Source organism: Pantoea sp. AG1095, from assembly GCF_003208415.1.
Taxonomy (GTDB): domain Bacteria; phylum Pseudomonadota; class Gammaproteobacteria; order Enterobacterales; family Enterobacteriaceae; genus Pantoea; species Pantoea leporis.
Genome location: NZ_QKMJ01000010.1, coordinates 127,506 through 135,744, shown reverse-complemented (window position 1 = coordinate 135,744; position 8,239 = coordinate 127,506). Strand labels below are relative to the sequence as shown.

Genomic DNA, 8,239 nt, shown 5'->3' with positions numbered 1-8,239 from the left:
GCACAGGGATGTGCCCCTTTCTCTTTATTGACTGGTGGACTATCGATGGAACTGATGCACTCAGGCGCAACTTTTCGCCGTTCGTTTAAGCTCAGCGTTCTCTGTGCGGGCATGGCTTTACTTTACAGTTCTCCACTTTTAGCGGCCAGTGACGCGTTAACCCGGGCGGGGCACATCACCTCAGCAGGTTTAGCGCAACAGCAAGAACTGCCTTCATTAACCGGTGAAGTGGCGGAACCCGCCCTCGCCAACGTCCCCGACTTTCTCACCATCAACCAGGCGGTGCAGCGCGCCGTTCAGTGGCATCCCGATATCGCTCAGGCAGTAGGAAAAATGCTGGAGCAGGCTAATCAGGTTGATGTGGCGAAAGCCAAATACTATCCACAAATCAGTGCCGGCATGAACAACGGCTACAGCAATGCTTACAGCGAAAAGGGCTTCAGCCCGTCTTTTGTGCTGTCGGTTTCACAGATGTTGTATGACTTCGGCAAGGTCAGCAGTTCAGTGCGTTCCGCCGAAGCGGGCGTGGCGCAGGAGCAGGCCAACGTGCTGGTGAGCATTGATACCGTGGCGCACGATACCGCCGCGGCGCTGGTGGAAGTGCAGGGTTATCAGCAACTGGTCAAAATTGCGCGTGAGCAGCTCACGGCGCTGAGTAAGATTGGCGATCTGGCGCGCCAGCGTAATGAAGAAGGCGCGGCGTCGCTTTCGGATGCCACCCAAACCGATGCGCGTATCGAAGGCGCGCGTACCACCCTAACGCAGTATCAAGCCAACCTCGACCGCTGGCGCGCCACGCTGGCAACCTATCTTGGCTGGCCGCTGGTGAAAAAGGTCAGCAACGATTTTCCCACCAAACTCACCCAGTCCTGTCAGGTGGCGAAAGCCGATGACAAGCTCAATCCGTCGGTGCTGGCGGCCTGGGCGCAGGCCAATCAGGCGCAGGCCAAACTCGATAATGCTAACGCGCAGAACATGCCAACTATCTCGCTGGAACCGCAGGTGACGCATTATCTCAATAATCACTATTCCGGCAGCGAATCGCTGGATCGCACCCAATATTCGGCGTTTGTGAAAGTGGAAATGCCGCTCTATCAGGGCGGCGGCATCACCGCCAGCCGGGACGCGGCCGCCAATGCATTGCAGGCCGCCAATGCGGCCGTCAACTCGGCGCGACTTAAAGCGCGTCAGCAGTTGAGTGAGTCGCAGAACGCGTCGCAAAGCCTGGCACTCAGCCTGGCGATCATGGGTCGGCAACAGACGCTGGGCGAGAAAACCCAGTCGCTCTATCAGGATCAGTATCTGCAACTCGGCACCCGTCCGCTGCTGGACGTGCTCAACGCCGAGCAGGAAGTGTTCCAGACCCGTTTCACATTGCAGCAAACCATCAGCCAGTTACGCTCACTGCAGCTCGATTGCCTCTACAGCACCGGGCATATGCGGTCGGCGTTTGCTTTGAATAATCAGCGGATCCAGTCCGTGGAGATCCAGCCATGACGCAATTACAGATTCCCGACGCACCTGATAGCGCGTCCGGGGGAAACGTGCCCTTACACGGATGGGCCACCGCAATCATCCTGATCGCCAGCCATTATCGCTTGCCCTGTTCGCCGGGCATGATCATGGCCGCTGCCGAATGGCAGGGCAAACAGTCGCGCGATAAAGCGTTACGCCATCTGGCGCGCCAGGCCGGCTTATCGCTGCAATTATATGAAGAGAATAAGTGGGAGATCACCAGCTGGCGCTTGCCGCTGGCGATCGAGCTGGCCGACGGTCAGGTGGGCGTTATTACCCAGTTTGATGGCGACGATGACGTGCGGGTGCATTTTGCCGGTGATGAACAGCCCGCACCAATTGCGCTGGAGACGTTGCTGCCGGAAATCCGCTTTGCCGCCGCGCTGCGTCCGGTTACCGCCGCCAAAGATAGCCGCGTCGATCGCTATCTCGCCACGGTAAAACCGGATTGGCTGCGCCGTTTGGTGCTGCACGATCTGCGGCCGTATGGCTACGTGATGCTCGGATCCTTCCTGATTAACCTGCTGGCGCTGGTCGGCATTATCTTCTCAATGCAGGTGTACGATCGGGTGATTCCGGCGCAGTCCTATCCCACGCTGTATGTGCTGTATATCGGCGTGATCATCTCGGTGGTGTTCACTTATATTCTGCGCGTTGGGCGCGATCACGTGACCGATCTGCTGGGCAAGCGTGCCGATATGCGCGTCTCCGATCGGGTATTTGGTCACGCACTGCGGCTGCGTAACAGCGCGGTGCCGCGCTCGACCGGCACCTTTATCTCGCAGTTGCGCGAGCTAGAGGCGATCCGCGAAATGGTTACGTCCACCACGGTCACCTCGATTGTCGATATGCCGTTCTTCCTGCTGTTCATGCTGGTGATGGCGATTATTGCGCCGCAACTGGCGTGGATTGCGCCGGTGGCGGTGCTGCTGATGATCCTGCCGGGCGTGCTGAGCCAGAAGAAGCTGGCGAAGCTGGCGCAGCAGAACCTGAAAGAGTCGACGCTGCGAAATGCGGTGCTGGTGGAGAGCGTGCAAGGGCTGGAAGATATCAAGCTGATGCAGGCGGAGGATCGCTTCCTGCAACAGTGGAACAGCTACATTCGCATTACCGCGCAATCCGGCGTGGAGATGCGCAAAGTGATGCACTCGCTGATTACCTGGGGCGTGACGGTGCAGGGTTTGGTATACGCCAGCGTGATTGTGATCGGTGCGCCGATGGTGATCAACGGCGATATCACCACCGGTGCGATTGTGGCGGCATCGCTGCTCTCTTCACGCATGATCGCGCCGATGGCGACGCTGTGCGGCGTGCTGGCGCGCTGGCAGCAGGTGAAAGCGGCGAAAGGCAGCCTCGATGCGCTGATGAATTTGCCGGTGGAAAACAGCAAAGACGAAACGCGGATTCACACGCCGGTGCTGTTTGGTCACTACCAGTTTACCGACGCGATGTTCCGTTACTACACCGATTCAATGAACATCGCGCTGCGCATTAAAAGCCTGACCATCAAACCGGGCGAGCGCATTGCGGTGCTGGGACGCAACGGTTCGGGTAAATCGACCTTGCTGCAGGCGATGATTGGCGGCATCGATCTGGTCGGCGGTGAACTGCGGCTGGATAACCTCAGCCTGCCGCACATTGATGTGGCCGATGTGCGGCGTAACGTTGGCCTGCTAACGCAAAATGCGCGGCTGTTCCACGGCACGCTGCGCGAGAATCTCACCATGGGCGCGGCGCACGCCACCGATGATGCGATCTTTGGCGCGCTCACCGTCAGCGGCGGCGCAGATTTCATTCGTCGTCTGCCGCTCGGCCTCGACCATCCGATCATGGAAGGCGGCGTTGGGCTTTCGGGCGGACAGCGTCAGTCGCTGCTGCTGGCGCGTATGCTGCTGCGCGATCCCAACATCATCCTGCTGGATGAACCGACGGCGGCGCTTGACGATCACACCGAGAAAGAGTTTATCGAACGTCTCGGTCAGTGGCTCAACGGGCGCACCTTGATCGTGGCGACGCACCGTGCGGCGATCCTCGCGCTAGTGGATCGTGTGCTGGTGCTGAAAGAGGGACAACTGGTGATGGACAGCCCGAAAGAGAACGCCTTGCCGGCACCGCGTGCTAACGGCAACCTGCCGGAGGCGCAATCATGATCAAACAATTACCGGCAAGACTGCGCTTAGTGACGGCGGCAGAAGTGGATTCATCCGACGATCTGCTCGGCGAGCTGCGATCAGAAACCCATTACACCGGCGCGGTGCGGCTGATCGTCATCAGCACCGCACTGATCCTCGTTGCGGTGATCTGGGCCTGGTTTGGCGTGCTGGATGAAGTCTCAACCGGCACCGGCAAAGTGATTCCCAGCTCGCGCGATCAGGTGCTGCAATCGCTGGAAGGCGGCATCCTCACCGAGCTGTATGTGCACGAAGGCGATCAGGTGCAGGCCGGGCAAGTGGTGGCGCGCCTCGATGCCACGCGCTCGCAATCCAACGTCGGCGAAAGTGCGGCACGCTATCGTGCGGCATTGGCTGCCGCCGCGCGCCTCAATGCGGAAGTGAACGATCAGCCGCTGAGTTTCCCGGCAGAGTTGAAAAAGTTCCCCGATCTGATGGCGTCAGAAACGCGGCTGTATAAAACCCGCCGCGCACAGCTCACTGATGCGACTGCGCAGTTTAAAGAGTCGCTGGCGCTGGCTAACCGCGAGCTGGCCATCACGCAGCGTCTGGCCAAAACCGGTGCCGCCAGTAGCGTGGAAGTGCTGCGTTTGCAGCGCGATAAATCAGATCTGGAGCTGAAACTCACCGATATGCGTTCGCAATATTACGTGCAGGCGCGTGAGGAGCTGGCGAAAGCCAACGCCGAAGCCGACAGCATGGCGCAAGTGGTGAAAGGGCGTGAAGACACGGTGACGCGACTGACCATCCGTTCGCCGATGCGCGGCATCGTAAAAAACATCAAAGTCTCCACCGTGGGCGGCGTGGTCCCACCGAATGGCGAGCTGATGAACATTGTGCCGATGAACGATCGTCTGCTGATTGAAGCGCGTTTGTCACCGCGCGATATCGCCTTTATCCGTCCCGGCCAGCGGGCGGTGGTGAAGATCTCGGCGTATGACTACGCCATTTATGGCGGCCTGAACGGCGTGGTGGAGAGCATCTCGCCGGATACCATTCAGGATGAGGTGAAACCGGAAATTTACTATTACCGCGTGTTTATCCGCACCGATAACGACTACGTGCAGAATAAAGCCGGTAAGCGCTTCTCCATCAGTCCCGGCATGGTTTCTACCGTGGATATCAAGACCGGTGAGAAGACGGTGATGGATTATCTGATTAAGCCGTTTAACAAAGCGCAAGAGGCGATGCGGGAACGCTAATTGGAACGGTATAACGCGTTAGTTTAAAACCGCTGTTTTCTTCAGGAAACGGCGGTTTTTTATTTGGGCGATTGATGAGGGCACCATGAAGTTTCGGCAACTATTACACGAACCGTTAAATATCAAATCCCACACTTATATAATTAATTACAGCAAGAAATGTCTTGAGCTGGCTTGTTATTAGAGAAAAGGGGTTCCCGAAGTGAACGATAACAAGCCGTTTCTCAAAGGCGCTAAGTGCGCTTAACGCTAAGCTGAGCGCTTTGATACGTTACGCATATGAAATTATGAACAAATCAACGTGGTTTTATTTTCGAGCGCGGGAAGACGGACGCGGTACTTTTCTTTAATACGCTGCAATTCGTCACCAAAAAACATCACGAAATATTGGATTTTCCTCGAGGGGCGGCAGGGTTATTAATGCGCAGAGCCGCAGGCCGAACCTCAATGATGTGCTACGGCACGCTTATGAATATTTGATGATTGCTTCATGTTAATAAAAGAGAATTCCACCTTATCAAAGTTTGAAAAAAGATTGGGCGTTGTTTCTTTCGCCAATCTTAAACAGCACCTCGGAAAAGCGATCATTTTTCTCCCAATGACGTTGCTGATTATTTATCTGGCAATATTCAGTCAGCCGCGTTTTGTGAGCGAATCCAAAGTCGCGATTAAACGCTCCGATGATCTTGCCAGCAATAGCGTGAATTTTGGCTTTTTGTTAGGGGCGATTAATCCCAGTTCGGTGGAAGATGCACTCTACTTAAAGGAGTACATCAATTCGCCGGATATGCTGGCAGTGCTAGATAAACAACTTAATTTCCGTCAAGCCTTCAGCCAAAGCGGGCTGGATTTCTTGCACCATCTGTCTCCTGATGAAACTGCCGAAAAATTCCTGCGTTATTATCGTGAACGTATCAGCGTAACGTATGACGATAAAGCGGGATTGCTGGCTATTCGCACGCAAGGCTTTACGCCGGACTTTGCCCTTAACTTTAATAAAGCGGTGCTGAAAGAGTCCGAACGCTTCATTAATGAGTTGTCGCACCGTATTGCGCGTGATCAGCTGACCTTTGCGGAAAAGGAGATGGAAAAGTCCCGCTCACGCCTGAATAACAGTAAATCCGAGCTACTGGCGTATCAGAACAGCAACAATGTGCTGGATCCTGAAGCGCAAGCGTTAGCAGCCAGTTCACTGGTTAACACGCTGATGGGGCAGAAGATCCAGATGGAAGCGGAGCTGCGTACTCTGCTGACCTATCTGCGTGATGACGCTGCGCAAGTTGTCAGCGTACGTAACGCCATTGCCTCGATGCAGGCGCAGATCGATAACGAGAAAGGCAAAATCACCGCGCCGCAGGGCGACAAACTTAACCGCATGGCGGTGGAGTTTGAAGAGATTAGATCGCGTGTCACCTTTGATAATGAGCTTTACAAGCTTGCGCTGACCTCTATCGAAAAAACACGCGTGGAAGCCGCTCGCAAACTGAAAGTGCTTTCGGTGATCAGTTCACCGCAGCAGCCGCAAGAGTCCACTTTCCCCAATATTCCGTATTTGATCGCCTGCTGGTTGCTGGTGTGCTGCTTAATGTTTGGCACCCTGAAACTGATATTGGCGGTGATTGAAGATCATCGGGATTAATGCTGTCGCAGAATGAGTCTGTTATGAAAATTTTAAAATCATTTGTAATGATCGCAGCTTGCTTCACTGCGCAGGCCAATGCGGCCTTGAATATTAACGCTGATGCAAACTTAACCGGCGTTAAAACACAATCTCTGCTCAACTCGGCACCGGCAAATATCAGCAGCAATAACAGCGGATTTGATGATACGCCTCTGCCAGCCGCACCTGTGGTACTTAGCCGTATGTTTGGTGCTCAGCTGTTCAATGGCAATAGCGGAGAGAACGGGGCAAGCGTAGGTTTCAATCCCGGCTATATCCTGAATCCAGGAGATAGCGTTCAGGTGCGTTTATGGGGCGCATTTACTTTTGACGGCGCGTTGCAGGTTGATCCCAAAGGCAACATTTTCCTGCCAAATGTGGGGCCGGTAAAAGTCGCTGGCATCAGTAACAGCCAGCTAAACGCGTTAATTACCAGCAAAGTGAAGCAGGTCTACCAAGCCAACGTCAGTGTGTATGCATCGCTATTACAGGCACAGCCTGTGAAAGTCTACGTCACCGGTTTTGTCCACAGCCCGGGTTTATATGGCGGCGTGACGTCGGATTCCCTATTGAACTATTTGATTAAAGCAGGCGGCGTTGATCCTGAACGTGGAAGTTACGTCGATATTGCAGTGAAACGTGGCAATAAAGTGCGATCCAATATCAACCTGTATGATTTTTTGCTTAACGGTAAATTGGGATTATCACAATTTGCCGACGGCGACACCATTGTGGTCGGGCCGCGTCAGCATACGTTCAATGTGCAAGGCGATGTATTTAATAGCTATAACTTTGAATTTCGCAATAGCACTATTCCTGTCACCGAAGCTTTGAGCTGGGCGCGAGTCAAACCGGGTGCGACGCATATTACTATTGTGCGCCAGCAAGGTTTAGCAAAGCGCAGCGAATATTATCCAATTCGCGAGGCGAACGGCCGCTTCCTGCAAGATGGTGACAGACTGATTGTGAGCACCGATCGCTATGCCAGCACGATTCAGGTCCGCGTTGAAGGCGCACACTCAGGTGAACACGCGATGGTACTGCCTTACGGATCCAACATGCAGGCGGTGTTGAAGCAGATTCGACCTAATAGTATGTCGCAGATGAGTGCCATCAAGCTGTATCGTCCCTCCGTGGCCTCCCGCCAGAAAGAGATGATGAACCTGGCGTTGCAGAAGTTAGAGGAAGCCTCGCTTTCTGCGCAATCATCCACCAAGGAAGAGGCTGGCCTCCGCTTCCAGGAAGCGCAATTGGTCAGCCGATTTGTGGCGAAAGCGCGTCAGGTCGTGCCAAAAGGTGAAGTCATTCTGAACGAGAAAAACCTCGCGGCCACGCTGCTGGAAGATGGTGATGTGATTAGCATTCCTCAGAAAACCTCACTGGTGCTGGTACATGGTGAAGTGCTGTTCCCGAATGCAGTGAGCTGGGAGAAAGGCTTACGCGCGAAAGATTACATTGCCAAAAGCGGTGGCTTTACGCAGAAGTCCGGCAATGCGCGCGTCATCGTTATTCGCCAGAACGGCGCGGCTGAAGACGCGGAAGATGTCGGTGCGCTGAATCCAGGTGATGAGTTAATGGTGCTGCCGAAGTATGAATCGAAGAGCATCGAAGTGACGCGCGGCATCTCCACCATCCTGTATCAATTAGCCGTTGCGGCGAAAGTGGTTCTTACGCTGTAAGGGTGCATCGTG

The 8,239-nt window shown here is 54.7% G+C and carries 5 protein-coding genes; all 5 read left to right on the top strand.

What is annotated here, in order from left to right; translation table 11 throughout:
- The first annotated feature begins 45 nt into the window (after positions 1 to 45).
- The 5 genes from DEU53_RS18575 (at position 46) to DEU53_RS18555 (ending at position 8,227) form a co-directional block, all read left to right on the top strand.
- The gene (locus DEU53_RS18575) at positions 46 to 1,497 is read left to right on the top strand and encodes a TolC family outer membrane protein (RefSeq protein ID WP_110868016.1); all 1,452 of its coding nucleotides are present in this window, start codon (positions 46 to 48) and stop codon (positions 1,495 to 1,497) included.
- The gene (locus DEU53_RS18570; RefSeq protein WP_110868015.1) at positions 1,494 to 3,665 is read left to right on the top strand and encodes a type I secretion system permease/ATPase; all 2,172 of its coding nucleotides are present in this window, start codon (positions 1,494 to 1,496) and stop codon (positions 3,663 to 3,665) included. Before DEU53_RS18575 ends, DEU53_RS18570 begins: the two co-directional genes overlap by 4 nt.
- The gene (locus DEU53_RS18565; RefSeq protein ID WP_110868014.1) at positions 3,662 to 4,888 is read left to right on the top strand and encodes an HlyD family type I secretion periplasmic adaptor subunit; all 1,227 of its coding nucleotides are present in this window, start codon (positions 3,662 to 3,664) and stop codon (positions 4,886 to 4,888) included. Before DEU53_RS18570 ends, DEU53_RS18565 begins: the two co-directional genes overlap by 4 nt.
- A 490-nt stretch (positions 4,889 to 5,378) precedes the next feature.
- Positions 5,379 to 6,527 carry a capsule biosynthesis protein gene (locus tag DEU53_RS18560; RefSeq protein ID WP_110868013.1) on the top strand — a complete coding sequence of 383 codons (1,149 nt, stop codon included), beginning with the start codon at positions 5,379 to 5,381 and terminating at the stop codon, positions 6,525 to 6,527.
- A gap of 23 nt (positions 6,528 to 6,550) precedes the next feature.
- A complete protein-coding gene (locus DEU53_RS18555; protein ID WP_110868012.1) occupies positions 6,551 to 8,227 on the top strand; it encodes a polysaccharide biosynthesis/export family protein in 1,677 nt (558 codons plus the stop codon).
- The last annotated feature ends 12 nt before the right edge of the window (positions 8,228 to 8,239 follow it).